Below are 25080 nucleotides of genomic sequence, written 5' to 3' on the forward strand. Positions count from 1 at the left end.
CGTTCATGGAGTAACGCCATGTTGCCTTCGCGCATCCTGCATATCGATCACATCGTGCTGCGTGTCAGCGACTTGCCGCGCAGCCTGGCCTTCTACCGCGACGTGCTCGGCTGCCCGGTCAGCCGTGAGCGCGAGTCGCTGGGGATGATCCACCTGGCCGCCGGCAGCAGCATGATCGACCTGGTGGCGGTCGATGGCCCACTGGGCCTCAAGGGCGGCCCGGCCCCTGGCCGTCAAGGGCACAATCTGGACCACCTGTGCCTGCGGGTCGAGCCCTTCGACGAACAGGCGCTCAGCGATTACCTGCAAGGGGCAGGGGTGCGTGTGGAACCGGCCGAAAAACGTTATGGCGCCGAAGGCGAAGGGTTGTCGCTGTACTGCTTCGACCCCGACGGCAACCGGGTGGAGCTCAAGGGCTCGAGCGTGGCCGCGTCGGCCTGAACGGCCCGGCGTTCAGCCAATTTCGCCCTCGCGCCACGCGGTGACCTGGCTTAGCATGCACAGCTTCGCTGAATAGCCAGGCGCCTGGACGATGACGAACATCACTCACACGCAACATTCGATCGACACGCCTGCGGGCACACTCCATGCCGAAAGCTGGTTGCCGGTGAATGCGCAGGGCGTACCCATTGTGCTGCTGCATGACTCGCTGGGCTGCGTGGCGCTCTGGCGCGATTTCCCCGCGCAGCTGGCGCAGGCCACCAGGCAGCGGGTGATCGCCTATGACCGGCTGGGCTTCGGGCGTTCCGCCGCGCACCCCGGTCAGTTGCGCCGGGGCTTCGTCGAGGCCGAGGCGCATGAGGGTTTTGCTGCGCTGCGCGGGCAGCTGGCCATCGATGACTTCATCGTCTTCGGCCACAGCGTTGGCGGTGGCATGGCGGTCGGCTGTGCGGCAGCCTTCGCCGAGCATTGCCGGGGGCTGGTGACCGAATCGGCCCAGGCCTTCGTTGAAGCCCGAACCCTCGAAGGTATCCGCGCCGCCGATCGCCAGTTCGCCGAGCCAGGGCAGCTCGAACGCCTGGCGCGTTACCACGGCGACAAGGCCGAATGGGTGCTGCGGGCCTGGGTCGATAACTGGCTGTCGGCCGATTTCGCCGACTGGCACCTAGACGGCCTGCTCGCGCAGCTACGTTGCCCGCTGCTCAGCTTGCACGGTGACAACGACGAGTTCGGCAGCCTGGCCCACCCCGAACGCTTCACACGCCTGGCAGGCGGCCCGAGCCGAATGCGCGTGCTGGCCGATTGCGGGCATGTGCCCCATCGTGAGCAGGCCGATCGGGTGCTCGAAGAAATGCTGCGTTTTCTCGGCTGAGCATCGCCGGCCAAGCGTCATGCTTATCCGTCTGCATGGCCGATCAGCTACGCGTCATGCAGGCGAATGGATATCCCGGCAAAGCCGATTATGCTTCTGATTACCTTGCCGCGATCCGGGGCAGTGCCTCGTCGTGCTTCGCCGCAACCTGTAAGCCCTGAGGCCCGGGTGCGCGTGTGACAACCTGTTGAGCAACCTGGCCTACCTGATCTTCACGGAGGCGACCCATGGCGGTCCTCGACAGCAGCGCATCCACGGGCAGTAGCGCGCCCCAACGTGGCATCACCCGGGAGGAGCGCAAGGTCATCTTCGCCTCTTCCCTGGGCACCGTGTTCGAATGGTACGACTTCTACCTTTACGGCTCTCTGGCGGCGATCATCGCCAAGCACTTCTTTGCCGGGGTAAACGAAACCACCGCGTTCATCTTCGCCTTGCTGGCATTCGCAGCCGGCTTTGCCGTGCGGCCGTTCGGCGCGATCGTGTTTGGCCGCCTGGGGGACATGATCGGACGCAAGCACACTTTCCTCATCACCATCGTGATCATGGGGCTGTCTACCGCGATCGTGGGCTTGCTGCCCAACTACGCCACCATCGGCGTGGCGGCGCCGATCATCCTGATCACCCTGCGCCTGCTGCAGGGGCTGGCGCTGGGCGGTGAATACGGCGGTGCGGCCACCTACGTGGCGGAACATGCACCGAAAGGACGGCGCGGCTTCTTCACTGCGTGGATCCAGACTACTGCCACCCTCGGGCTGTTCCTGTCGCTGCTGGTGATCCTCAGCTGCCGCACCCTCATGGGCAGCGAGGTGTTCGAGGACTGGGGCTGGCGGGTGCCGTTCCTGTTGTCGATCCTGCTGCTGGCGATCTCGGTGTATATCCGCCTGCAACTCAACGAGTCGCCGGTGTTCCTCAAGATCAAGGCCGAGGGCAAGGCGAGCAAGGCGCCGCTGACCGAGTCGTTCGCCCGTTGGGACAACCTCAAGGTGGTGATCATGTCGCTGCTCGGCGGCACCGCCGGGCAGGCGGTGGTGTGGTACACCGGGCAGTTCTACGCGCTGTTCTTCCTGTTGCAGATGCTCAAGATCGACCCGCAGACCGCCAACTTGCTGATTGCAGGGTCGCTGCTGATCGGCACGCCGTTCTTCATTCTGTTTGGCAGCCTGTCCGACCGCATCGGCCGCAAGCCGATCATCATGGCGGGCTGCATCCTGGCTGCATTGACCTACTTCCCGATCTTCAAGGGCCTGACCGAGTACGGCAATCCGGATGTGTTCGTGGCCCAAGAGCAGAACCCGGTGGTGGTGGTCGCCGACCCTGCGCAGTGTTCGTTCCAGTTCGACCCGGTGGGCAAGGCCCGCTTCACCAGCTCGTGCGACATCGCCAAGAGCCTGTTGGCCAAGCGTGCCATCCCCTACGAAAACCAGGCCGCCGAGCCCGGCAGCGTGGCCCAGGTGCGCATTGGCGAGCGGGTGTTGCCCAGCTTCGATGGTCGCAGCCTGGCGGCGGCGGACTTCAAGGCGCAGAACGACGCCTTCACCGGCACCCTGGGCACGGCGCTGAAAGAGGCTGGTTACCCGGAGAAAGCCGACCCTGCGAAGATCCACTACCCGATGGTGTTGCTGCTACTGACCATCCTGGTGATCTACGTGACCATGGTCTACGGGCCGATCGCCGCCTGGCTGGTGGAGCTGTTCCCGGCGCACATCCGCTACACCTCGATGTCGCTGCCGTACCACATCGGCAATGGCTGGTTCGGCGGTTTCCTGCCGACCGTGGCCTTCGCCATGGTGGCGGCCACCGGAGATATCTACTACGGGCTCTGGTACCCGATCGTGGTCGCGGTGATGACGGCGGTGCTGGGCACCTTCTTCCTGCCGGAAACCAAGGACCGGGATATCACCCATACCGGCTGAGCATGGCTATCGCGGGGCAAGTCGCAGCGGCGCACCGCCGCTCCCACGAAGTACACAATACGTGGGAGCGGCGGTGCGCCGCTGCGACTTGCCCCGCGATGGCGTCCACTCAGTCGAAATACCCGCGCAGGCTGTAGCGATAGCCGGTATCGACCTCGGCGTTGCCGGCGTGGCTGTAGGTTTTCTTCAAGACGAATTCGAACGCCGGCTCGTACAGCCCGTCGCGCACCAGCGCCCCCGCCAGTACCTCCACCTCGTACAAGCCATTGTCCAGCTCGATGATCGGCCGCCCTGGCTCCTGGTAGCGGGCCAGCAGGTCGCCCAGGGTCTTGTTGGTGAAATGCTGCAGCACGCGCCAGGTGAACAGCATCAGTGCGCGGTTTTCCACCCGCAGCACATGGCCGCTACGGCGGTGCTTGAGGCGGCTGCCCGGTTCGAGCAGGGCCGGGGTGCCCCCGTCGAGGGTGAACAGGATGCGGTAAGGCAGATTGTCGATACCAGCCAAAGGCAGGATTACCCCCTCCTGCACCGCCAGGTCGCCACTGTCTCCGGTGGTGAAGGCGCGCGCCAGATCGTCGGGCAGATCGTGTTCGTGCTTGAAGTGCTCCAGCAGTTGAATGTCGCCGAGCAGGAAATAATCGACCAGGTCGTTGAGGACCTCGCTGAATTCGTAGCGCATGGTTTTTCCTTGTTGTGGCTGCGCTGAGCGGGATCGAGCAATGTAGCGGAGCGGGCAAGGGCAACGCCACCGCGGCGTTGCCCGACAGCGTCGAGGTCAGTGACGTTGCGCGATCTGGATGAGGTTGCCGCAGGTATCGTCGAATACCGCCACGGTGACCGGCCCCACATCCGTGGGTGGCTGGGTGAACTGCACGCCGGCCTTGCACAGCCGGGTGTATTCGCCCTGGATATCGCGCACGGCGAACGAGGTGGCCGGGATGCCATCCTGCTTCAGCGCGGTCTTGTAGGTCTTGGCTGCCGGATGGGCATCGGGTTCGAGCAGCAGCTCGACGCCATTGGGATCGTTGGGGGAGGTGAGGGTGAGCCAGCGATGCTTGCCCATGGGCACATCATGTTTGGGCTCGAAGCCGAGCACGTAGTGGTAGAACGCCAAGGCCTTGGCCTGGTCGTCGACGAGGATGCTGGTGACCACGATCTTCATAGGCGCACACCGTTGTGGGTGGGTGTTACAGCAAGTAAAGACGGTCGTCGGGCTTTGACCAGCGTGGGCCGCTAAAGTCCTCTCAGCCCGCTTTGCGCAAGGTCAGGTTGATGCGCCGCTCCCCCAGCCGTGGATGCACACCGGGCTTGACCGGCAGCACGCCGTGAAAGCGCAGGCGGTCCTCACCGCCCCAGACCAGCACGTCACCGTGGTTCAGCGCGATCCGCCGGGTGCGATCGGCGCGTTGCAGCCCGCCGAACAGGAACACCGCCGGCAGCCCCAGCGAAACCGACACGATCGGCTGACCGAAGTCGCGCTCGTCGCGGTCCTGGTGCAGGCTCAGCCGGGTGCCGGGCAGGTAGTGGTTGATCAGGCAGGCGTCCGGCACGAAACCTTCGAACCCGGCCTGTGCGGCAGCGCGACCGGCCAGCTCCAGTAGTACTGGCGGCAGGGCCGGCCAGGGCTGGCCGCTCAAGGGGTCGAGCGGGCTGTAGCGGTAGCCGCGCTCATCGCTGACCCAGCCCAGCTCCCCGCAGTTGCTCAGCGCCACCGCCATGCGCTGGCCGCCGGGGGTGTGCATGTGCCGCCAGGGCGCGGCGCGCAGCACCGGGCGCAAGGCATCGAGCAGGGCTTCGATCTCGCCCAGGGCGAAGCCGGGCAGCAGCACGGTATGGCTGGCCAGGCGCTGTGGCTGGGGGCCGAACAGGTCGAGGTCGGACTGGATCATCAGGCGGCGGCCGAGAAAGGGTCAGGCGGCCAGTTTAGCGCTGTTGCCAGGTGAGGGAAAAAGGAACCGCGGCGCCAGGGAGAGCGGACACCGCGGTTCAAAGGGGGGAGCGGGTCAGTGCTGGGTGACGGTGGCCGTGTTGGTGTTGCCGAACTGGGTGATGCTGGCGGTCTGGCTGGCACCGGCCTGGTCGACGAAGGCCTGGTTGGCGTTGCCGCCCTGGGTCACGTAGGCGACGTTGGCAATGTCGGTCTGCTTGATGGTGGCCTGGTTGCCGCTGCCGTACAGCTGGTAGGTGTAGCTCTGGTTGCCGCTGCCGGACTGGTCGATGTTGACCATGCCGCCGTTACCGGCGGAGATACCCTCGGCATAGTTGGCGGTGCCACGCTGGTCGGCAATCAGCAGGTTGTCGCTGCCGTTCTGCTCGAAATACAGCTCGTTGTTGGTATCGGCCTGTTTGGTTTCCATGGTGTTGCGGTTGCCGTTCTGGCTCAGCCTGGCGTACTGGCCGGTATCGTTCTGGTTGAGGTTGACGCTGTTCTGGTTGCCCACCTGGCTGATCTCGGCGCGCTGGTCGGTGCCGAACTGCCCACCGGATTTCTCGCCCTTCCAGTTGCTGGCCAGGATCTTGTTGCCGTTGCCCTGGGTAGTGATGGTCAGGCTGTGGTTGTCACCGGTCTGGTAGGTGAAGTGCAGGTTGTTGTTGCCGGTCTGCGAAATGCTGGTCACCGACTGGTTGGTCTCGAACTGGTCCGACCAGCTGGCGTTGGCGCGGCCGTTCTGGCTCAGGGTGGCACTGTTGCCCTCGCCGAAACTCTGGTCGATGTAGCCTTCGTTGAGCTGGCCGGTCTGGTAGACGCTGGCCTGGCTGGCGGTCTGATTGTCCTGCCACACCTCCACGGAGTTGCCGGTGCCGTACTGGTCGATGCCGATGGTGCCGCCATAGCCGTTGCGCTGGTCACCGTAGGCCCAGTTTTCCCGGCCCTGCTGGTAGATGGCGATGTCGCCGTCCTGGTGGGTGAGGTGCTCGGCGGCAGCCTGGTTGTCGTTGCCGCTCTGGTTGATCAGGCTGCGGTTGTTGCTGCCGCCGAACAGCTGCTCGATGGTGGCGTCGTTGCGCTGCCCCGATTGCTGGGTGGTGGCCTGGCTGCCGAGTTGGGTGTCCTGCCAGATCACCGAGCGGTTGCCGGTGCCTTCCTGCATCTGCAGGGCCTGGTTGTTCTCGCCCACCGACTGGCTGGCGAAGGCGTCGTTGAGGGTGCCGCCGGACAGCTGGGTGATCTGGCTGCCGTTCTCGAACAACTGCTCGGCGTAGCCGGCGTTGAGCGAGCCGGTGGCGATCTGCTGGATATCGCTGGTGCTGTTGTCCTGCACGGCCATGTGGTTGTGGTCGCGGCCGGTCTGGCTCTGGCTGGCCGAGGCGTACGAGGCCTGGGTCTGTTTCACTTCGGCGATGTTCTTGTTGCCCTGTTGGTTCTGGGTCGAAGTGCTGTCGTCGGCCATGGCCTGGCCGGCCAGCGCCAGGACAATGGCGGCGCTCAGAGGGGCGAGCTTGTACATGGTGAAGCCTCCTGCTGTATCGATGGCGTTAACGGTATTGGGTGATGTGCACTTGCTGGCCATTGCCGGCCTGGGTCACGGCGCTGTTCAGCCCCGTGCCGCTCTGCTCGATGGTGGCGTTGTTGTGGTTGCCGATCTGCTCGATGGCAGCCGTGTTGCCGCTGCCGTTCTGGCGGATCGACGCGTTGTTGCCGTAGCCCTGCTGGTTGATCGAGGCCATCAGGTCGCTGCCTTGCTGCAGGATGTACGCCTCCTGCGCGCCCCCGGCCTGGACGATCTGGCCCAGCAGGGCCACACCGTTCTGGTCGAGGGCGGCGCGGTTGCCGTTGCCCTGTTGCTCGATCACCGCCACCTGGCCGGCAGCGCTGGGCAGCAGCCGCAGCACCAGCGGCTCGCCCAGGTCGTTGCCGGCTGCGAGGTCGGCGTTGTCCATCAGGTCGTCGGCCCAGGCCTGGCCACTCAGGGCCAGGCACAGCAGCAGCGGGGACAGGCGTTTCATGGCGCACTCCTTCGGCTTACTGCACCACCACGTTGACGGTGCGCGTGGTGCCCTGGCTGCTGGTCACGGTTGCCGTTGGCGCCGCGGTCGGGACCGCCGTGGTGCTGTTGCTGACGGCCAGGCGCCAGCGGCCGGTGACCGGCACGGTGGTGGTGCCCAAGGTCTGCACGCCGGTGGTGGTGGTCACCCGCACGGTGATGGTGTTGCCGGTAGTCACCGAGGAGGTACCGCTGATGTCCCAGTTGTAACGGTTGTTGGAGCGCGCGGTGACGGTGGCCGCAGTGACCGCGAAGGTCTCCTGGGGTGGGCGTGGCGACACCTGCACGGTGACCGTGCCGGGAGTGGACAGGGCGCCGATAGAGTCACGCGCGATGTAGGTGAAGGTGGTGCTGAACGCGGCAGTGACCGTGGCCGGTGGGGTGTAGGTGATCACGTTGCCGTCGGTGCTCACCGTGCCGCGCCCGGCCGGGGTCGGCTGGGTGACGCTGGCGATGGTCAGCGGCAGGTTGCCCTCCGGATCGGTGTCGTTGGCCAGGGCGTTGATGGTCAGGGGTACGCCCAGGGTGGCGACGCTGTCGGCCACTGCCGTCGGAGCCCGGTTGGGCGCGACGTTGACGGTCACCGTGGCCGGTTCCGACTTCAGCCCCTTGGCATCCATGGCGCGGTAGCTGAAGGTCGCCACCAATGGGCTGGTGGCGCCGGTCGGTGGGGTATAGGTGACGGCGGTGGTGCCGTTCATCACCACGCCGCCCAGGCCGGTGCCGGGCTGGGTGAGGTCACTGATGGTCAATGGCAGGTTGCCGTCCGGGTCACTGTCGTTGGCCAGCAGGTTGAGGGTCACAGGAACCCCGACACTGGTGCTGCCGCTGTCGGCCTGGGCCAGTGGCGGTTGGTTGCCGGCCGAGATCGGCGCGTTGCCGACCACCACCACCGGCTCGACATCGCTGCCGCCATGGGCGGACTTGACGGTGATGCTGGCGGGTGGCTGGGTCAGGTCGTTGACCGTCAGGCTTTGCAGGACGCCGGCCTTGGACATGCGCCCGTAGCCCTGCACCACCAGGTCAGGCACTGCCACCTCGTCGCTGGAGCGGGCCTCGACCAGCAGGCGCTTGGTGACCCAGTCGTAGCGGGCGTTGGTGACCCGTACCACATCGCTGAGCTTGCTCGACACGGCCGTTGGCTTGGTGGCGCCGCCGCTGCTGCTGGCGGTGACCACCACCACCGGCGGTGGCGCGGTTTGGCTCAACTGCTGGCTGAAGAACAGGCCGTTGTTGTCTGGCAGCAGGTTGAACTGGCAGGGCGAGGGTGGCGTGCCGACCAGCGCCAGGCCATTGCGCATGCACACGCTGGCGGTGTTCGGGGCTTTGGCAAAGACCTCGACGCGGGTGCCGACGCCGGTGCGCGAGTAGGTGGCGCGCTCGAGGGTGACCGGGGTCTGGGCGCGTTGGTCGAGGACCTTGCCGGAGACCGTGAAGACGTTGGTCTGGATCGTGCCCGCGGGGCCTTGGATGCGCACGAAGTTGGTATTGTTCGGGCTGCCGGTCACCGCCTCGGTGGTGTTGGGGTCGCCGACGAAGGTTTCGGTAGCGCCGGTGTCCGGATTGACTTCGGTGTACGGACCGCCGACACCGCGCAGGAACGGCCCGATATTGCCATTGAGCGCACCACTGAAGTTGCCCGGGGCACCGATGCCGATATCGCGGGTGATGTTGACCGCACGGCGGCCCACCTGGTTGGCGGCGACGGTGACGGTTTCCACGCCGTAGGGGTGGGTGATGGTGTAGGTGCCTGCTTGCGGGATGGAGGCGCGGATGCGGATGCGGGCAAAACTCTGCTGGTCGCCATCGACCGGGTTCTCGGCGGCGAAGGCCGCCTCTATGCCGGCCACATAGACTTCCAGCTCGTAGCCACTGTTGCCCACTGCGGGGATGTCGGTCTCGGCCAGGAACCAGAACATCTCCGGCGGCCAGTTGTCGGGGAACACCAGCGGCAAGGTGTCGTCATAGACACCCGGCTCTGGCAGCAGGGTGCACATGTAGGCCGGGGCGCCTGGCCCACCGGGGAAGCGGGTACTGGTGGCACGCGACTGGCACAGCTCCAGCGACAGGTTGGTGGCGTCCTTGTACCACATGGGGTAGCCCCCGGTGGCGAAGGTGTAGGGGCCCGGGTCGACCTCGGTCAGCACGGCCCAGGCCGCGCTGCTCACGCTGAGGCTGAAACCGGCGGCGCACAGCGCCCGGCGTGACCAAGTATTCATGCTGCCTCCTGGAAGTCTGTTCATGGCACCAGCACCACGTCTTCGCTGTCGCTGCCGCCATGGGAGCTGCTGACCTGCACCCTGGCCGGCGGTATCGGAGTGAGCCCGGTGGTCATGGATTTCACCGCGCCGCTGCCGCTCAGGTTGCCGATCAGCGCACCATTGCCGGTGTGCGCGGTGAGGGCCGGCGGGCTGGTCTCGTCGCTGCTGCTGGCCACCAGGGTCAGCTGGCCGCTGGACAGGCTGTATTCGGCGCGGCTGATCACCACCAGGTCGGTCAAGGGCATCGACACGGTCGTTGGGGTGCTGGTAGCGATGGCCAGGCTGTTGTCGGCGGTGACCTGCAGGGTGAGGGGCAAGGTCGGATTGAGGGGCGACTGGGCATACCAGGCGCCAGTACCGTTGGCTTCGCTCAAGGCCAGGGCCGGGTTCTGGCTGCTCAGGTTGACGGTGGCCGGCGCCGGCGGGGCCATGACGAACACATCCTGCTGGGCGCGCAGGTCACCGTTCTCGGTATGCCGTGAATAGGTGCTGCGTTGGGGAATCACTGGGGTAGGGCGGTTGACCGTGGACAGCTTGCCGGACACGGCGAACAGATCGGTGCGGATGTCGAGGCCGTTGGGGCCCTCGATGCGCACGTAGTTGGTGTTGAATGGGCTGCCGGTTACACGCTCGTTCAAGTTGGGGTCGCCGATGAAGCGTTCACTGGCGCCGGTCGTAGGGTTGGTCTCGGTGTAGGGGCCGTTCACGCTGCGCAGGAAGGGCCCGAGGTCGCCCTTGAGCGCGCCGGTGAAGTCACCCGCGCCGGCGATGCCGATATCGCGGGTCATGTTGATTGCCCGACGCCCTGCGGCGGGTACGTCGAACACGTCCACACCGTAGGGGTGGGTAATGACGTAGGTGCCTGCCGCCGGGACATCGACGCGGATGCGCACGCGGGCGAAACTGACCTGATCGCCTGCCACCGGCTCTTCGGCGGCGAAGGCCGCTTCGATTGCCGAGACGTAGGTCAGGTCGATGCCGCGTGCGGCGTCGACGAGTGAGGTTTCGCCGGTGAACCAGAACGCTTCGTCGGGGAAGTTGCTGGGGAACACGATGGGTTGGGTGTCATCGAACACGCCGGGGGTGGGCAACAGCGTGCACATGTATGACGGCGCGCCGGGGGCGCCGGCGACCCTTGAACTCACGGCCTTGGTCAGGCACAGGTCGAGGGTGCGGCCATGACTGTCCTGATACCAGGCGGGAAAGCCGCCGTTGGGGGCTGTCGGGTAGGGACCGGGGTCGACCGCATACAACGCAGCCTGGGCCGGTAGCTGGAGCAGGCCAGCGACGATCGCGATGGCCAGCGGACGGGGTGTCGGTCGGTGCATGAGTCGATTCCTCCTGCAAACGGGCCCATGGGTTGGGGCGTCTGGGGAGGAGTCGGCAAGTGTTGTGCCAGGTTTGCCACAATGCTCTGCAGGCCGTTGACGGCGGGGCTTACAGCCTGTCTATCCATCTATACATTGGAAGATCCAGGTGGGCTGGTGGCCCCAGCTTTGGGGAATCGGGGCGGGCTCTGGCGATGCTTCGCAGGTCTTGAGACATGCACCAAGGCGGGCGCCACCTCTTTCACAGGAGTACATCTGTTTCGGGCCAGTTACTCCTAGTCTATCTCCACTGTCCGCCTTGTTGGCATGGCGCTACATCGAGGTGGGCGCTGCTACTGTGCCTTTCAGCGCTCGCGCATGAAGAACCCGGCCACGTACTTGCGGAAAGTCTCCAGGCTCTTGAAGTCGGCGTAGCGCTTGAAATGCTCGGTGTCCGGCTCCGGGCCGACCGGCTGCTCCAGCAACGACACCGACAGCACCCGGTCCTGGTCCGAGGTGAGCACCAGCTCGTCCATTACCTGGCCGCCGATCACCGGGCGGCGCATCAGCACCTTCACGCCTTTGCCGGCCATCCAGTCGATCAGCGACACCAGCGCCTTGAGTGGTTCGCGCTCTTCGTCGCGGTACACCGGGAACAGCTGCGCGCGCGACAGCACCGGCACGCTGGCCACGTGGATCATTTCGTAGAAGTGGCTGCCGGCGGTGGCCGGCGAATACAGCGCCAGGGCCAGCAGCGGGCCGCTGGTGCGGTTGCCACCCCAGTACTGGTGGTGGCCCTGGAAGTCGAAACCGTCCTCGCTGCGCGCATTGATCACCTTGCGCCCCTTGATCTGGTCCACGCAGTCGAGCAGCAGGCCATGGCGGCGGTGGTTGCCGAACACCGTGGCCTCGCGCAGGCGGGCCTTGAGCATCATCATGTGCTTCATGTCCAGGCGGGTTTCCAGGTAGTTGCTGGCCGGCACCCGCTCCAGCAACGGGTAGCGAGCGGCCACGCCACGCAGCTCGGCGAACTGGGTGGTGAGGTCCTTCTTCAGGTGGGTGGCGTACACGTTCAGGCCGCTGGCCTCGATCCAGGTCAGCAGCAGCGACAGCAGGCGCTGCTGTTCACGGCGCTCGCCGGGTGAGCGCGGGCTGGTTGCGCTCGCTTCGCGCTCATCGGTACGGCGGTAGTCGCCGATCAGCCGCAAGGGCGTATCCGGGGCCAACCAGGCGGCAGGTTGGTTGATTTCCTCGCTGCGCTCGGCGGCTTCGCGTTCATCCTTGCTGAACGGGCAGCCGGGGGCGTGCTCGGGGGTGTCGGGGTTGTTGCGCAGGAACAGCGTGCCGGTGCTGCCGTTCAACGAGATGTTGAGCACCGGCAAGGCGTCCTTGCGGCAGTCGCAGGCCAGCCATTGATTGGCGCCGCGCACCTTCATCAGCCACTGGTTGGCCTGCAGCAGGCGGGGGCCGGCGAGGGTTCCGTTGACGAAGCCGACCAACAGTTCTTCCTCGGCCGGGGTCAGGCTGCGCACCTGCGCGGCGGATTTTTCGATGATACGCATTGAGGGGCAGCTCCAAGCTACGAGCTGCAAGCTTCAAGCAAAGCCGCGTGGGTTTCAACTTGAAGCTTGCAGCTTGAGGCTTGCAGCTCAACTGCCGCCGAACATTTTCGCCGCGCGGGCGCGGATTTCCTCGACGCTCAGGTCTTCCTTGTGGGTCGAGATGAACCACATGTTGTTGAACGGATCTTTCAGCGTGCCGCTGCGGTCGCCATAGAACTGGTCCTTCACCTCGCTCAACGGCTTGGCGCCAGCGGCGATCGCCTGGGCGTAGACCTTGTCGCAGTCCTCGACGTACAGGTGCAGGCCGACGGCCGGGTGTTCGATGGTCTGGCTCGGTTTGAGGGTGTTCGGCATGTCGCAGGGGTCGCCGAGCATCAGCGAGGAATCGCCGATTTTCAGTTCGGCATGGCCGACGCGGCCTTGGGGGTCTTCAAGGCGGAACATCTCGACCGCGCCGAAGGCCTTCTTGTAGAACTCGATGGCCTTGGCGGCGTCCTTGATGCCGAGGTAGGGGGTGATGCTGTGCTGGCCTTCGGGGATGGGCTTGACTGCCATTTGCGTACTCTCCTTTCACCTGGGTGGGCCATGTGCGCGTTGCGCCACGGTGGTGACTTAGAGTCGTACAGGCGGGCAGGAAATCGACCTCAGGTTTAGATTGATTGCCTATAAAAAACGCGCCGCCCCGCGTTTTGCAAACGCGGGGCGGCGGCGTCGGTCAGAAGATGTAGTCGGTGGTCAGGAAGCTCGACTGCCGATTGCGGATGATCTCGCTGATCAGTTCCTTGTTCGCCTCCTGGAATTTGGTCGCCACCAGCGTGCGGATGGAGAACACCCGCAGCGCGTCATGCACCGACAGCGTGCCCTCGGCGCTGTTCTTGCGGCCATTGAACGGGTAGGTGTCCGGCCCGCGCTGGCACTGGGCATTGATGTTGATGCGGCCAACCTGGTTGGCGAAGGTGTCGACCAGCGCGCCGATGGTGGCGGGGTCGTTGCCGAACAGGCTAAGTTGCTGGCCGTAGTCCGAATCGAGCACGTAGTCGATCACGGTCTGCAGGTCACGATAGGGCACCACCGGCACCAGCGGGCCGAACTGCTCCTCATGGTAGATGCGCATGGCCTGGCTGACCGGGTAGAGCAGGGCGGGGTAGAAGAACGAACCACGGCTCAGGCCTCCGCCCTCATTGAGCACCTGCGCGCCCTTGCCGGTGGCATCGGCCACCAGGCCGTCGAGGTAGTCGAGCTTGCCCGGCTCGGGCAGTGGCGTCAGCGCCACGCCGGGCTCCCAGGGCATGCCGGGCTTGAGCGCGGCGAGCTTGCGCTGGAACTTGTCGAGGAATGGCTCGACCACGTCTTCATGGACGAACAGGATCTTCAGCGCGGTGCAGCGCTGGCCATTGAACGACAGGGCGCCGGTGACCGCCTCTTCGACGGCGTTGTCCAGGTCGACCTGGGGCAGGACGATGCCGGGGTTCTTGGCGTCCAGGCCAAGCGCTGCGCGCAGGCGGTGCGGGCGTGGGTGCAGTTTTTTCAGGTCGGCGGCGGCCTTGTGGGTGCCGATGAAGGCGAATACGTCGATCTTGCCGCTGGCCATCAGGGCGCTGACGGTTTCGCGGCCACGGCCATAGATCACGTTGATCACCCCGGCCGGGAAGCTGTCGCGGAAGGCTTCGAGCAGCGGGCGGATCAGCAGCACGCCGAACTTGGCTGGCTTGAACACCACGGTGTTGCCCATGATCAACGCCGGGATGAGCGTGGTGAAGGTCTCGTTGAGCGGGTAGTTGTAGGGGCCCATGCACAGCGCCACGCCCAGCGGGGCGCGGCGGATCTGGCCGAGGGTGCCTTGTTCCAGTTCGAAGCGGCTGGAGCGGCGGTCGAGATCCTTGAGGGCATTGATGGTATCGACGATGTAGTCGCAGGTGCGGTCGAACTCTTTTTCGGAGTCCTTGAGGTTCTTGCCGATCTCCCACATCAGCAGCTTGACCACCGCCGTGCGCTGTTCGCGCATACGCGCCAGGAAGGTTTCGACATGCTGGATGCGCTCGGCCACGCGCATCGTCGGCCAGGCGCCGCGGCCCTTGTCATAGGCCTGGACCGCGGCGTCCAGGGCGGTAAGGGCGGTGTCGGCGTCGAGCAGCGGCGCGCTGCCGAGGGTCACCTGGCGCTCGCCGTCAGCGTGCTTGAGCCACACCGGGCTGTGCACCGTGGCCAGCGGGCCGTCCCAGTGCCTGAGTTCACCGGCCACCAGGTAGTCGCGTTGCTCCAGGGGCTCGCCCAGGCGCCATTGCGCGGGGATGTCGTCAGGGGTGGGAAACAGCGAGTCGAGCAGACGTTCCATGGGGCTAGCACCTCTTGTATTTGGCTGGGTGAAACGCTTCAGCATCCGAGCATGCACCCCGCGCAGGAAAAAAACCAGTCTGGCTCAACATTGCCCGGGGCGCGCCGATACAGCATGAATCGACTCCGATGTCAGGCCTATGACCAGCAACAATCGCCCCGCACTCGATGACCCCTTGCCCGAACAGGGCGCCCTGCGCCGTACCCTCAATCGCCTGCTGCCGGTAGGTTTCGCCGTGGTCGGGATCGGCCTGTCCACGGTGCTCGGCCACCTTGACGCCCAACGCGAGCAGGCCGAGCAGGTGGCCAACCTTGCCGCGCGCCTGTCCGGTGTGCGCGGTGCGCTGGAGGCGCAGTTGCGCGCGGCGTTCAGCGAGGCCGAGGGCATCGCCCAACTGATCAGCGCCGACGGCAGCATCAGTGTCGAGCATTTTCACGGCATGGCCAGGGATGCCTTGGCTTCGGTGCCTTACATGCGCCATATCGCCCTGGCGCCGGGTGATGTGGTGAGCGATGTCTACCCGCTGGAGGGCAACGAGCGGCTGCTTGGCCTCGATTACCGGCTTTTGCCGCTGCAGTTTCCGCTGCTGGTGTCGGCGCGTGACCGGCAGGCTCCGGTACTGGCAGGCCCGCTGCAACTGTTGCAGGGCGGCCGGGGGCTGATTTACCGGCGGCCGATCTTCGTCACCGGCAAGCGCGGGGTGAAATTGTACTGGGGCAACCTCTCGGTCGTTGCCGATATCGACCGCCTGCTGCTCACCGCCGGGCTGCGCCCGGAGGCGGGTTTCGAACTGGCCGTGCGTGGCAGTGATGGCAAGGGCGCCGACGGCGAGGTGATCTGGGGGGATGCGCAGTTGTTCGAGGCGCCCCAGGTGAAGGTCAGCGTGGATGTGCCCGGCGGCCTCTGGCAACTGGTGGCCGCGCCGCGCGGCGGCTGGTCGGCGCTCAATCTGTTTGCCTCGCCGCTGTTCCTGTTTGCCTTGACCACCACCGGCCTGTTCAGCCTGTTCGTTGCACAGCTCAATCGCAAGCAGCGCCTGCTGGCACTGCGTAACCGCGAGCTGCGTCAATACCAGGCCCAGCTGGAGCGGCTGGCCCACTACGACACCATCACCGGGCTGCCCAACCGTGTGCTGTTCCTGCAGCAGTTGAATGCGGCCATCGAGCAGGGCCATGGCCTGGCGGTGCTGATGCTCGATATCGACGGCTTCAAGCAGGTGAACGACAGCCTCGGCCACCCCATGGGCGACTTGCTGCTGCAGCAGGCCACCGCGCGTTTCCTGCAGGAACTGGACACTCAGGATCGGGTCTGCCGGCTGGGCGGCGACGAGTTCGTGTTCATGCTGCAGGGCGCGCAAGGCCAGGTCAGCCACCAGATCCGCGCCGTGCTGCGTTGCCTGCAGCGCCCGTTCGACCTCAACGGCAATGCCAGCCTGGTCACCGGCAGCATTGGCCTGGCCTGGTGCCCGCAGCATGGCGAGGACGCCGACAGCTTGCTGCGCCACGCCGACACCGCCATGTATGCGGCCAAGGAGAGCGGCCGCAACGCCTGGCGGCCGTACCACCCGGACATGACCGAACGCCTGCAGCAGCGCCTGGAGCTGGAACGCAACCTGCGCCGGGCCCTGGAATACAACGAGTTCGAGCTGTGGTACCAGCCCAAGCTCGACCTGTTCAGTGGCTGCCTGGAAGGGGTCGAGGCGCTGCTACGCTGGCGCGACCCGCAACATGGCCTGGTGTCTCCGGGTGAGTTCATTCCGTTGGCCGAGCGCACCGGGCTGATCATTCCGCTGGGCGAGCGGGTGCTGGAACTGGCCTGCGCGCAGTTGGCGCAGTGGCGAGCCCAGGACCTGCTGCCCGGGCCGCTGGCGATCAACGTGGCGGCGCTGCAGATCGAGCGCAGCGACTATGTCAGCGCCCTGGCCTGCGCCCTGGAGCTGCACGGGCTGCCGGCCAGCCTGCTGGAAGTGGAGATCACCGAGAGCCTGCTGATGGAGAGCCAGCAACAGGCCTGCGCGGTGCTGGCGCAGCTGCAGGCGATGGGCGTGGCCACTGCGGTGGACGACTTTGGCACGGGTTATTCGTCGCTGGCCTACCTGCGCGCGCTGCCGATCGACCATTTGAAGATCGACCGCGCCTTCATCAAGGACCTGCCTGGCGACGACGACGCGGTGGCCATCGCCCGGGCGATCATCGACCTGGGGCATGCCCTGGGGTTCAGGATTACCGCCGAAGGGATCGAAACTCAGGAACAGTACGATTTTCTGCGCAACGCCGGGTGTGACCAGGGGCAGGGCTTCTTGCTTGGCCGGCCGATGCCGGCGCCGGCCTTGCAGCACTGGCTGGCCGAGCACCGTGAACGGCGGCGCCCGGCCAGGGAGTGAGCGTCGCCGCTGCAGGTTGCGCTACATGGGCAGCTCGAGTATCCGCCAGGGCGCCTGGCTCATCGCATAGTCATGCATCACGGGTTCTGAATCGATGCGCTGCAGGCGCCGCCAGAGCTCCTGCCGTGCGGCATCCGGGTCATTCATGAAGGCATCGTTGACCAGAACGGCGCGCAGCCCGCGGCGGTAGGCAACGGGCAGCCGCTGCCAGATTGCCTGTTGGGCAACAGTAGTGCCCTCAAGGAGTTCTTCATACTGGTAGTCGGCCACCAGCAGGTCGATGCCATGCGCCTGGTAGTAGGCATCGATCTGGCCCCGCATCGCGGGCGTCAGCCAATCGCTCTCCAGCTCCATGGCCCGGGCGACGTGCTCCGGGAACACCACCCCCTGCGGCAGGGCCGTGAACTGGTTGTCGGATAGGTCCAGCACCGACAGACTTATGCCGTCGCTGGCTTCAGTAGGCGTTGGCAGGCTGTCCAGCCCCAGTGGCAACTGCGTGAGGCTGGTGTTGTCGAGGCTTACCAGTAACAGGTCACGCAGGTTGCCAAGGTCGGGCGCGCGCAGCAATGGATTATCCGAGAGGTCCAGGTGCAGCAGGTTGGGCGAGCGCTCCAGGCGCGCCTGGGCCAGGTCATCCCAGGTGATGCGGTTGCCTTGCAAGTCGAGCGAGATCAACCGCTCTGGCATGGCCAGCTCCGGTAAGGTGGCGAATCGGTTGTCCCGCAGGTGCAGGCGCTCCAGCAGTGGAAAACGCTCGAGGAACTCCGGGTGCAGCCAGCTCAACTCTGGGTTGCTGCTGAGCTCAAGCTCCTCGACGTGCCTGAAGTCGTCCGGCAGGGCGAGGCTGGCGATATCCTCGTTGGTCAGTTCGAGGCCCGCCAGGTCCAGCGCCTGGATGCCGTGCTGCGGGGTGATTGGGCTGGGTGAGTCGCGGTGCCAGGCATCGATGATCGGGCGCACTGCGCGCTGGCGCCTGGGGGAGCTGGCCGACCATTCGGCCAAGTCGTCGCGCAGACGTTGCAGGCGCGCTTCCAGCCTGCCCAGCGCGAACTCCGGGGTAATGCCCTGATGGTGCCAGCGCGACAGGTCGTCAAGGAACTGTTGGTCATCGGCGCTGGGGTACAGACGCCGGTAGCGTCCACGGGTGGCGTCACGCAGTAACGGCAGTGGGTAGCTGCCACCTGCATCGCCGCCGCGCAGTCCGCCCTGTCGCCTCCACGCGGGAGCGCCGCCCCAGAGCTGTCTGGCCAGGCCCTGCCGATCATCCTGGGCCAGGGCCAGCACCTGCTCGCGCAAACCTTCGGCGCCCTTGATGCGCAGCCCCAGCGCCTGTAGCCGGGCGCTGGAAAAAACCTGAACCAGTGCGCGGCACAGGTCTTGATCGACCGTGCCGGCTGCCGGGCGCTCACCACGGTAAGCCTCATACCCCTCGGCGGACTTGATCAGGGTGTAGCGCTCGGTTGCCTGGCTGGGGCCGATGGCACGCAGCACTGGTCCCTGGGGGCTGCCAGCGCGCAGTTCCAGGCGTAGCGTCGAGCGGCCGGACATCCGCTCCACGCACATGAGCACCAGGCGCTCGCTGTTGGCTGAGGCCAGTTGTGGTAACCACACGCCTTCCAGGGCACGGGTGAGGGGCAAGTCGCTTGCCACCTGGCGGGCGGCATTGTCGAGCCAGGCTGGCAGTTGGCTGCGCTCGGCGGCCGCCAGCCTGGCGACCAGGCGTGTGGCCAGCGGCCGGGTCAGGCGTGGGTGGTCGATCAGCAGTTGATCGACCAGTGGGTCAGCAGGGCGGGCTGGGTTGTAGTAACCCTCGAACAGTGGCGCGTGGGCGAGGTTGGCGTCCTGCGCCATCCGGGCCAGGGCCTGCTGCTCGGCACGCAGGCGTGCCAGGGTATCGGCCAGTAGCGGCGGGGTGGGCCTGGACCGCAGGTGAACGCGGCGCAGGGCGTCCTCGCTCAGGCCGCACACCTGCGTTGCCCGGCGCAGCTCGTCATCAGTGAAGCCCTCGAACTCCGGCCCCAAGCGCCGTATCAGGTAGACCAGGCCCCAGTCCTGAGGCTGTTCGTGCTCGGCATGCCAGGCGCCCTCGCCATTGTGCTCAAGCAGCGGCTGATAGGCGTCGTTGCGCTCCGGGTGAACGATGCGCCAGCGCTTGAGCTGTGGGTCTAGGCGCTGTTCATACAGATGCCCGTCGATGCGAATGAAGTACCTGCCGTCATGCTCGAACTGCCCGCTGGCGTTGGCTTGCAGCGTCTCAGGCAGGGCCATCGGGCTGTGGTAGGGAGCAAGCTCCGGGCGCCACAACCGACGGCTGCCGTCGGCCACGCGCACCTGGTCGAGGCTTTCCATCAGTGGGCTGTTGAACAGCTTCGGCAACACCTTGCCGGCCACATGCAGGCCTCCGATCAAGGCCAGGTTCAGCCCGACGGCCTCAAGGTGACGCAGAGCCAGGTGGCGATCGCCGATGCTCCATGCCTCATAGCCCTCGTAGACCTCGTCCAGCAGTTGGCAGGCGATGACGGCAAGCAGCAGGGTGCCGACCCCAGGGACAAAAAAGCCGGCAACGGTCAGTACATCCATGCCAAGGCTCAACCACTCGTCCAGACGGCGCCTGCGCGCCTGCGCGTCGGCATCGGCGGTCGGGACTGCCAGCAGACGCGCTTCGGCCTTGAGCCGCGCCAGGTGCCGATCCTGAAGAAAACCGAATAATTCGCCAGGTACTGGGGTGAGGGTCAGGTACAGGTTCGCCGGGCTGGAACTGACCCAGGTCTGGTCACTGAGACCGAGGCCGCTGGCGTCGAGGTTCTGGCGCAGCAAATCGAGGAACTGTGCGCGCTGGTCAAGTGGCAAGTAGGCCAGGAAGCGCTGGCGGGCTTGCGGGTCGATCAAGCGTTGCGCCAGCGCGGCCTCCACTGATGGCTGATCCTTGCACAGTTGCAATGCCGGGCTGTGGCCGGGAAGGTAAAGCAGCAGGCCGGCCTTGCCAGCGTCGATCAGCAGCACCTCATGCAAGGGGATGCCGAACAGCGCGAGCATCCAGCAGTGGCCGGGCTCACCGTTGAGCAGGCGCTCCACTGCATCGCGGGCGGTGCCGCTGAGGGCGTGGCGCAGGTAACCGACATCAGCCGCCACCCGCAAGCGGTCGCGTAGCACCGCCACGGCCAGGGCGCGCAAGCGTGCCCTGTCGCTGCCGTCGAAGATGTGCTGCAGGTGCTCCTGGTATCGCTGGCCCAGGTCAAGTTGCCTGCAGATGCTGGCAAAGGCCTGGGGCGTGAGGGGCAGGGCGCTGACCTGGTAGGCCTCGGATGTCATCTGAACGGTAGCGCCTGGGGTGTCGAAACCGATTGGCGCGAAACCTTCAACGGTGATCGGCTGCACGTTGATGTCGGCTGCAGCAGCAATTGCGCTGTGGCTGTCGAACGACTCATCGCCGCCAAAGTTGAGCAATGCCGCCTGCAGCAGGCTGTGCCGTTCGCTGCTGTACAGAAAGCGGGTGCCGAGCCAGGACCACTCGCGCTGCACATGCAACAGCTGGGTGTCACGTGCAGGTGCGAGGATGCCGTCTTGCGCCAGTTGTGCCTGCAGCAGGGGCTCGCAGAATTGGCTTATTTGCTGCAGCCCCTTGAGTGCGTGGGACAAGGCCTGTTGCGAGCGTGCCAGGCGGTCCTGGCTGGCGAGCAGGGTTTCGCGCAGGTCGGGGGCGGCATTGTTGAACCAGTCGGCCTCTGCCCCGGGCAGCCCTTGGGCGGGTTCCAGTACGCCGCGCAGGGTTTGCCAGTTTTCGGCTGGTAGCGCTTGGGTCCAGCCAGGAAGCTGTTGTTCGAGTAGCTGTTGATGCGGGTTGATATCCGGGTAGGGCATGCGGTGACTCCTGTTCTATCGAGCGAACAGCAGGCCCCGAAAAGACTCAGTGGGTGCGGTAGATAGCTAATGGCGGGGACGATAGGCAGGCAGACCTGATGACACTGTGCTTGGATATTAAATTGGCGCCAAGGAATACCTGGCCTTGATAGCAATGTGCCGCTTGCAAAGTGATTTTCCTGCACCTTTAATTGTTTCTGAATGTGAGTGCAGTTAATGACTTTATAAGTGTTGAATATCAGATGGTTAGGTTGGCGCTTCAAGCACTTAGGTGGTTTTATTCAGGTGTGTCCATCCGACAACAGCAAGGGACGTTGACGCGCGATGAAACAATACTTGGTGGCTGTTGCCCGTAGGTTCATATCACCCTCCATGCGCTATGAACTGAGGAATGTATCAAACAAGTTACGCGATTTTCTTGGGCGCGCCTGTTTCTGGCGCTGGGAAATAGCCAGGTTCCGTCTGCAACAGGAAAGCCCCTACGAAATTCTCTACATCGGTCGCAAGCAGGGCCGGGAGATGGCCAAGTTGCTCATCGGCGGCAAGGGGCAGGGCAATGCGTCCGCCGCCAACGAGCAGGTGCAGCCTGCAGCATCGGGGCACGTGGTGGTGGTGAGCGAGATGCCGACCACAGGCGCCTTGAACGTACCGCATTACCTGAGCGCCGTGGTGCCGTTGGGGCGCCCGCTGGAGGAGATCACCGCGCGTTACGACAGTGAGCTGCGCCGCAGTATCCGCAAGAACCGGCCGCTTTATCAGATGCGCCAGACCCTGGACGATGACGAGATCGCCATGGCCGATCGCGAGCTGCTGCGCCCGTACGCCTCGGCACGGCAGGGTATTCATGCCGCGCAGTTTCCCACCGACGATGTGTTCCGCCTGGCCAAGGGGGTCGGCCGGCTCGACCTGATCACGCTGGAGGGCGAGGTGGTTGCCTGCCACCTGGGTTGCGAGATCACCCGTGGCGGCAAACGTTACTGGAGCACCCTGCGCTTCGGTTATTGCGAAGCGGTGTTCGCCGACGCGAAACGCCTGCGTGAAGTCAACTCGATCACTACCTACATGGCCCTCGAGTGGGCCCTGGAGCAGGGCTACGACTATTACGACATCGGCCTGTGCGTGGCGCGACCGGATGACGGGCTGCTGAAGTGGAAAAGACGACGCGGTGGGGACATCGATGGCTTGAACAACCACGCGTACATGTTCGTCCGATTGCCCAAGGCGGGGGTTGCCCAGTTTCTCTGGGATACCCCCTTGTTCGCCGTCGAAGGCAACAAGCTGACACTGCACCTGGGTGTGCCCGACGGGCCAAGCGATGAGGAAGTCGCCAGTCGGTACCATGAAATGGTGTTCGGCGGCCTGCACAAGATCTACCTGTATGGCGCAAAAGGTGCGGGCGAGCAGTTTCTGGAGAACCTGCGCAGCCGCTACGCCAGCGTGCAGAAACCACCGACCATGGAGCGAGTCGTGTCCAGTTAAGGTTCAGGGTTTTTGGCGCATGTTGCACAAGCCAGTGACTCTGTGTTCAAGCAGGGGGACCCAATGGGAAGTGGAATTTCGAATTTCAGTGCGCCGCCAACACGTCGTAGTACCTGGACGCTGGCCGCTTACAAGAACATGGCCAGAAAGCGCCTTGGGCGCAAACCGGACATCGACCTTAAAAGTATTGCGGACAAAAGCTGGGACATTGCGCCTGGGGAGACCACGGTTTCGCCTGCGGCCTTCTATCTACCAGGCCAGCTGGAGCGGGTGACCGGCTGGGAGGGCAAGCGTTTCTATCCTTACGTCCACCCCGCACGGACCATGGAGGGCGGGGTGTGCATCGAGCAGGGCGCAACCCGTGGCTACCTGATCAAGGACGCCTGGCTGGTCGACGGCGCGCTCTACAAGGGCAATGCCAGCCATTGGTTATCGCGAAAACCCAGCACCTTCCCACGGATCAGCGTTGACCACGAGATCGAGCGTGGCGCCGTTTATTGCACGCAGAACGGCAATTCGTGGTTTGGTACCTGGCTGATGGAAGACTGCGTCACTTATGCCCTGGCCTGTGACGAAGGGGTGCCGGTGACCACCGCGCCGTCCGCGCGATTCCCGCTGTTCACCCAGGCCCCGGCCTATGAAGACTGGCTGGATATGCGACCGCTGCGGCTGCACAGTGCGTTTTTCCGCGAGCTGGTTTTATTCGACGACCACTGCAACAACCGCAGCCGGCATGCCCGCTACCGCGCGATGGGTCAGAAGTTGCTGGCGCATGTGAATGCAGCGCCCCACCCGGGGGTGTTCATCTTGCGTGGTGGCGATGGCGATTTGCGCTTGTTGCGCAATGAGATCGAGGTCGCCGAACACCTGGCCAAGACCCGCGGTTTTCGCATCATCGACCCGCTGCGGGCCGATGTGCCGAGTATCGTCGCCGCCTGCGCGGGGGCACAGGTGGTGATCGGCGTCGAGGGCAGCCAGCTGGTGCATGGCGTCAACGTGCTGCAGCCAGGTGGCTGCGTGCTGACCTTGCAGCCGCCGAACCGGTTTGTCAGTTACTACAAGTACCTGACCGATCGCGATCACCAGCATTTCGGCTTTGTGGTCGGTTTGCCGGAGGGTGATGGCTTTCGGATCGATGTGGCAGAAGTGGAGCGCACGCTGGACTTGATGCCATTGTGAACCTGGCCCTGCACTGATGCCGGTGGCCATGGAAGCGGGGCGTTGATGTTTTGACTGTAAGCCGAAGCATTAGCATTTGGCTTCTCATCAATGAAACACCCGAGCCGCTGGCTGGTCGCTTCAGAAGTTTGATGGGCCTTTCAAGCGCTCTTGTGGTAAACCGAAAATGGCCGAAGATAAACACCTTTCGCAGCTATTCGCCCGGGTTGTATCAATGCCAAATCTCTGCATATTTCATCTGGCGAGAAATTGACATGAACAGAGGTCTTCGATTGAGATTTATTATGGTGCCGGATCGTTGACGTAGTGTCATTGTGCCCATAAGCTCAAATTCAACAGCGAAACAGTCTTTGTTCCCCAACAATAACGTTCATCCTCTTGTGCAGGAGGGGATTATGCGCTCGACACTCTTCATTAAATCGATTTTCCTGTTGGTCCTGTTGAGCGGCGCCGCAAGGGCAGCCGATTCCTATATGAGCCATGCCAGCGTTATTCCTTTGGCGACGGCGGGTTGGCTGTTCGCTTTTGCGGTGATCGGTTTTGTTGCTGTTGCCAACAGAAGTAAAATTTGAAGTGCGTCAATGAGTTGTGTGAGCGTTCAAAGGCTGTCTTAAAAGTTGCAATGCTTTTTGGTAATAAGCCAGTAAATTGACAGGTGAAATCTGTTGTTGGCGGCCCTGGCATCCTACAGAAGCTTGTCAATTTTCCTACCATTGCTATATTCCAGTAGCCGGCGGGCCTGACGCTGAGGTGTCAGCGTTCAGGCGCAAGACGGTACTGGCTTCCAGGATGATCGGGGCCATCGCGGCGGTGGTTTTCGTCGCGACCAGAGCGAGATGTAGTGCGTTGTTCTCAATCAGTGCTCTTTGCAGGCCATCAGGCCGGAGGGACCCCCATGGTACGTCTAATGTCTGCTGTGCTGTGCGTGCTGATGCTGTGGTCCGGTGCCAGCCGTGCTGATGACCCATCCGCTACCCCCTATCTGCTGAGCCCTGGCGACCGAGTGATGATCTCGGTCTGGCAGGAAGAAACCCTGCGCCAGGAAACCACCGTCCTGCCTGATGGCAGCATCACCTTCCCGTTGGCGGGACGAGTCAATGTGGCCGGGCTCGACCCGACCGCTGCCGCGCAGAAAATCAGTGCCGGTTTGAAGGCATACCTCGCCGAGCCCAATGTCAGCGTCGTGGTAACCGGTACCGCCGGCAACCTTGTCTATGTGCAGGGCAAGGTGATCAAGCCTGGCCCGGTGCCCATGGCTGGTCCTACCGCTGTGCTGCAGGCGTTGAGCATGTCGGGCGGCCTGGACAAGTTCGCCGATGAAAGCGCCATCAAGGTCATTCGCGGTACGGGCGCGACACAAAAGGTGCTGCCGGTGCGTTACAAGGATCTGGTTTCCGGGCGTGACCTGTCCACCAACTTCCAACTCCAGGCGGGCGACACACTGGTCGTTCCCTGATCTGTCTGACTCAATATTAAGACCGCATAGTGCCAATTATTCGAAC

Annotated in this window: 19 protein-coding genes; 8 read left to right on the forward strand and 11 right to left on the reverse strand. The window is 64.5% G+C overall.

Translation table 11 applies throughout. From position 1 onward, the window contains the following. Positions 1 to 18: 18 nt before the first annotated feature. From RTH46_RS17830 to RTH46_RS17840, 3 genes are all read left to right on the forward strand, one after another. On the forward strand, positions 19 to 441 hold the full coding sequence (locus tag RTH46_RS17830) for a VOC family protein (protein WP_153786316.1): 423 nt from the start codon (positions 19 to 21) through the stop codon (positions 439 to 441). A gap of 91 nt (positions 442 to 532) precedes the next feature. Further along, positions 533 to 1312, forward strand: a complete 780-nt coding sequence (locus RTH46_RS17835; RefSeq protein ID WP_316906250.1) for an alpha/beta hydrolase — start codon at positions 533 to 535, stop codon at positions 1310 to 1312. A 227-nt stretch (positions 1313 to 1539) separates the two neighbouring features. Continuing rightward, positions 1540 to 3225: an MFS transporter gene (locus RTH46_RS17840; protein ID WP_153786318.1), complete on the forward strand. Its 1686-nt coding sequence runs from the start codon at positions 1540 to 1542 to the stop codon at positions 3223 to 3225. Positions 3226 to 3334: 109 nt separating this feature from the next. On the opposite strand, the gene RTH46_RS17845 is transcribed toward RTH46_RS17840, so the two are convergent. The 10 genes from RTH46_RS17845 to RTH46_RS17890 form a co-directional block, all read right to left on the reverse strand. Beyond that, positions 3335 to 3904: a hypothetical protein gene (locus RTH46_RS17845; RefSeq protein WP_153786319.1), complete on the reverse strand. Its 570-nt coding sequence runs from the start codon at positions 3902 to 3904 to the stop codon at positions 3335 to 3337. A 96-nt stretch (positions 3905 to 4000) separates the two neighbouring features. Beyond that, a complete protein-coding gene (locus tag RTH46_RS17850; protein WP_153786320.1) occupies positions 4001 to 4387 on the reverse strand; it encodes a VOC family protein in 387 nt (128 codons plus the stop codon). An 82-nt stretch (positions 4388 to 4469) separates the two neighbouring features. Beyond that, positions 4470 to 5114, reverse strand: coding sequence for a DNA oxidative demethylase AlkB (gene alkB, locus RTH46_RS17855; RefSeq protein ID WP_153786321.1), 645 nt, complete (start codon positions 5112 to 5114; stop codon positions 4470 to 4472). Between the two features lie 114 nt (positions 5115 to 5228). Continuing rightward, a complete protein-coding gene (locus tag RTH46_RS17860) occupies positions 5229 to 6674 on the reverse strand; it encodes a curlin (RefSeq protein WP_153786322.1) in 1446 nt (481 codons plus the stop codon). A gap of 28 nt (positions 6675 to 6702) precedes the next feature. Then, positions 6703 to 7173, reverse strand: a complete 471-nt coding sequence (locus RTH46_RS17865) for a curlin (protein WP_153786323.1) — start codon at positions 7171 to 7173, stop codon at positions 6703 to 6705. 16 nt (positions 7174 to 7189) lie between these two features. Beyond that, a complete protein-coding gene (locus tag RTH46_RS17870; RefSeq protein WP_316906251.1) occupies positions 7190 to 9430 on the reverse strand; it encodes an Ig-like domain-containing protein in 2241 nt (746 codons plus the stop codon). Positions 9431 to 9450: 20 nt separating this feature from the next. Then, positions 9451 to 10800 carry a hypothetical protein gene (locus RTH46_RS17875; RefSeq protein WP_153786325.1) on the reverse strand — a complete coding sequence of 450 codons (1350 nt, stop codon included), beginning with the start codon at positions 10798 to 10800 and terminating at the stop codon, positions 9451 to 9453. A 344-nt stretch (positions 10801 to 11144) separates the two neighbouring features. Further along, complete coding sequence (locus tag RTH46_RS17880; RefSeq protein WP_153786326.1) at positions 11145 to 12341, reverse strand: hypothetical protein; 1197 nt, start codon at positions 12339 to 12341, stop codon at positions 11145 to 11147. Between the two features lie 87 nt (positions 12342 to 12428). Next, a complete protein-coding gene (locus RTH46_RS17885) occupies positions 12429 to 12896 on the reverse strand; it encodes a VOC family protein (protein ID WP_153786327.1) in 468 nt (155 codons plus the stop codon). Positions 12897 to 13056: 160 nt separating this feature from the next. Then, a complete protein-coding gene (locus RTH46_RS17890) occupies positions 13057 to 14676 on the reverse strand; it encodes an NADP-dependent glyceraldehyde-3-phosphate dehydrogenase (protein ID WP_153786328.1) in 1620 nt (539 codons plus the stop codon). A 139-nt stretch (positions 14677 to 14815) separates the two neighbouring features. Between RTH46_RS17890 and RTH46_RS17895 the strand changes: the two genes are divergently transcribed. Beyond that, positions 14816 to 17059 (forward strand): putative bifunctional diguanylate cyclase/phosphodiesterase, encoded by a 2244-nt coding sequence (locus RTH46_RS17895; protein WP_316906252.1) that lies wholly within the window; start codon positions 14816 to 14818, stop codon positions 17057 to 17059. 21 nt (positions 17060 to 17080) lie between these two features. Here RTH46_RS17895 and RTH46_RS17900 read toward each other — a convergent pair whose 3' ends face one another. Beyond that, on the reverse strand, positions 17081 to 20920 hold the full coding sequence (locus tag RTH46_RS17900) for a leucine-rich repeat domain-containing protein (RefSeq protein WP_153786330.1): 3840 nt from the start codon (positions 20918 to 20920) through the stop codon (positions 17081 to 17083). A gap of 324 nt (positions 20921 to 21244) precedes the next feature. Between RTH46_RS17900 and RTH46_RS17905 the strand changes: the two genes are divergently transcribed. The 4 genes from RTH46_RS17905 (at position 21245) to RTH46_RS17920 (ending at position 25034) form a co-directional block, all read left to right on the forward strand. Next, positions 21245 to 22399, forward strand: coding sequence for a hypothetical protein (locus tag RTH46_RS17905; RefSeq protein ID WP_153786331.1), 1155 nt, complete (start codon positions 21245 to 21247; stop codon positions 22397 to 22399). Positions 22400 to 22462: 63 nt separating this feature from the next. Next, positions 22463 to 23578: a glycosyltransferase family 61 protein gene (locus RTH46_RS17910; protein WP_316906253.1), complete on the forward strand. Its 1116-nt coding sequence runs from the start codon at positions 22463 to 22465 to the stop codon at positions 23576 to 23578. Positions 23579 to 23973: 395 nt separating this feature from the next. Next, positions 23974 to 24150: an EPS-associated small membrane protein EppA gene (gene eppA, locus RTH46_RS17915; protein WP_178125794.1), complete on the forward strand. Its 177-nt coding sequence runs from the start codon at positions 23974 to 23976 to the stop codon at positions 24148 to 24150. Between the two features lie 323 nt (positions 24151 to 24473). Continuing rightward, positions 24474 to 25034 carry a polysaccharide biosynthesis/export family protein gene (locus tag RTH46_RS17920; protein WP_153786333.1) on the forward strand — a complete coding sequence of 187 codons (561 nt, stop codon included), beginning with the start codon at positions 24474 to 24476 and terminating at the stop codon, positions 25032 to 25034. Positions 25035 to 25080: the final 46 nt, after the last annotated feature.

The sequence above is a fragment of the Pseudomonas sp. zfem004 genome (assembly GCF_032621715.1).
Lineage (GTDB): Bacteria > Pseudomonadota > Gammaproteobacteria > Pseudomonadales > Pseudomonadaceae > Aquipseudomonas > Aquipseudomonas sichuanensis.

What these genes read in the sequence shown, in the direction of transcription:
- RTH46_RS17840 (WP_153786318.1), top strand. Translation starts at nt 1,540, where the DNA reads ATGGCGGTCCTCGACAGCAGCGCATCCACGGGCAGTAGCGCGCCCCAA.
- RTH46_RS17900 (WP_153786330.1), bottom strand. Translation starts at nt 20,920, where the DNA reads ATGCCCTACCCGGATATCAACCCGCATCAACAGCTACTCGAACAACAG.
- RTH46_RS17830 (WP_153786316.1), top strand. Translation starts at nt 19, where the DNA reads ATGTTGCCTTCGCGCATCCTGCATATCGATCACATCGTGCTGCGTGTC.
- eppA (WP_178125794.1), top strand. Translation starts at nt 23,974, where the DNA reads ATGCGCTCGACACTCTTCATTAAATCGATTTTCCTGTTGGTCCTGTTG.
- RTH46_RS17910 (WP_316906253.1), top strand. Translation starts at nt 22,463, where the DNA reads ATGGGAAGTGGAATTTCGAATTTCAGTGCGCCGCCAACACGTCGTAGT.
- RTH46_RS17850 (WP_153786320.1), bottom strand. Translation starts at nt 4,387, where the DNA reads ATGAAGATCGTGGTCACCAGCATCCTCGTCGACGACCAGGCCAAGGCC.
- RTH46_RS17920 (WP_153786333.1), top strand. Translation starts at nt 24,474, where the DNA reads ATGGTACGTCTAATGTCTGCTGTGCTGTGCGTGCTGATGCTGTGGTCC.
- RTH46_RS17890 (WP_153786328.1), bottom strand. Translation starts at nt 14,676, where the DNA reads ATGGAACGTCTGCTCGACTCGCTGTTTCCCACCCCTGACGACATCCCC.
- RTH46_RS17865 (WP_153786323.1), bottom strand. Translation starts at nt 7,173, where the DNA reads ATGAAACGCCTGTCCCCGCTGCTGCTGTGCCTGGCCCTGAGTGGCCAG.
- alkB (WP_153786321.1), bottom strand. Translation starts at nt 5,114, where the DNA reads ATGATCCAGTCCGACCTCGACCTGTTCGGCCCCCAGCCACAGCGCCTG.
- RTH46_RS17845 (WP_153786319.1), bottom strand. Translation starts at nt 3,904, where the DNA reads ATGCGCTACGAATTCAGCGAGGTCCTCAACGACCTGGTCGATTATTTC.
- RTH46_RS17885 (WP_153786327.1), bottom strand. Translation starts at nt 12,896, where the DNA reads ATGGCAGTCAAGCCCATCCCCGAAGGCCAGCACAGCATCACCCCCTAC.
- RTH46_RS17895 (WP_316906252.1), top strand. Translation starts at nt 14,816, where the DNA reads ATGACCAGCAACAATCGCCCCGCACTCGATGACCCCTTGCCCGAACAG.
- RTH46_RS17860 (WP_153786322.1), bottom strand. Translation starts at nt 6,674, where the DNA reads ATGTACAAGCTCGCCCCTCTGAGCGCCGCCATTGTCCTGGCGCTGGCC.
- RTH46_RS17905 (WP_153786331.1), top strand. Translation starts at nt 21,245, where the DNA reads ATGAAACAATACTTGGTGGCTGTTGCCCGTAGGTTCATATCACCCTCC.
- RTH46_RS17870 (WP_316906251.1), bottom strand. Translation starts at nt 9,430, where the DNA reads ATGAATACTTGGTCACGCCGGGCGCTGTGCGCCGCCGGTTTCAGCCTC.
- RTH46_RS17835 (WP_316906250.1), top strand. Translation starts at nt 533, where the DNA reads ATGACGAACATCACTCACACGCAACATTCGATCGACACGCCTGCGGGC.
- RTH46_RS17880 (WP_153786326.1), bottom strand. Translation starts at nt 12,341, where the DNA reads ATGCGTATCATCGAAAAATCCGCCGCGCAGGTGCGCAGCCTGACCCCG.
- RTH46_RS17875 (WP_153786325.1), bottom strand. Translation starts at nt 10,800, where the DNA reads ATGCACCGACCGACACCCCGTCCGCTGGCCATCGCGATCGTCGCTGGC.